The following is a 784-nucleotide window of genomic DNA, read 5'->3' as shown; positions in this document are numbered from 1 at the left end:
TACTGCCCTGAGAGCGGAGAGTTAATGCGCCACCACTGGTCAACCGACTGGCGTGTTGCGTAAAGCGCTCAATATTCCCCTCGCGGATAAATTCTTGTCGCGACTCAAAACGCACATTCCCCCCCGCGGACAGCTGCATATCCCTGCCGGATGTCAAGCTGGCCCCGGAGGTCAATAGGTTGCCCGCTGCAACTAAGGTGAGATTTTGGGCCGCGTTGATGGCGCTGGTGGCATACAGGTAGTGTTTATCGCCATCATTCATCGGCGAATATTTCCGGGCAGAGAGCAGTAAATCCCGGCCAGCGTTAACCGAGACATTGCCTTTAGTCGATGTTAATCTCGCGATACCCGCGATATCTTCCCCTGCACTGAGTTGCAGGTGATCACCCGCGGTAATTTGCGTGCCTAATTCAGAGAATTTGTCTACTCCATTTAATTCGGATAAATAAAACAGGCTCTCTGGCGTATTGGGGCGAGAGAGATCAATATCGCGGCCCGCACTGAGCATGACTTGTTGCCCCGCCCGGATACCCGCTTGCCGCAACATTAAATCCTTTCCCGCCAACAGATGAATATTGCCCGTAGCGTTCAATTGGCTCTGACTGGCATTCAGGTGACGGCCCGCACTGAATGTCAGATGACGGGATTTAGCTAACTGGATACCGGCAAGATCCAGATCGCGGCCCGCGGAAATCCGCAAATGATTATCCGCCGAAATGGTGGGTAATAATGACTCAGGCTGTCTCCATCCCAGTTGGATGTCGCCTTCACGCACCAGTAGCTC

The 784-nt window shown here is 53.3% G+C and carries 1 protein-coding gene; it reads right to left on the bottom strand.

Annotated features, from left to right (window positions below; translation table 11 throughout):
- Positions 1-784: hemagglutinin repeat-containing protein (locus EAE89_RS23065; protein ID WP_214086674.1), on the bottom strand; the 784-nt coding region annotated here is incomplete at both ends.

Origin of the sequence: Photorhabdus heterorhabditis, assembly GCF_018448905.1 — a bacterium.
Lineage (GTDB): Bacteria > Pseudomonadota > Gammaproteobacteria > Enterobacterales > Enterobacteriaceae > Photorhabdus > Photorhabdus heterorhabditis.
Note: the sequence above shows the minus strand (reverse complement) of the source record. Positions and strands in the feature narration are given on the sequence as shown.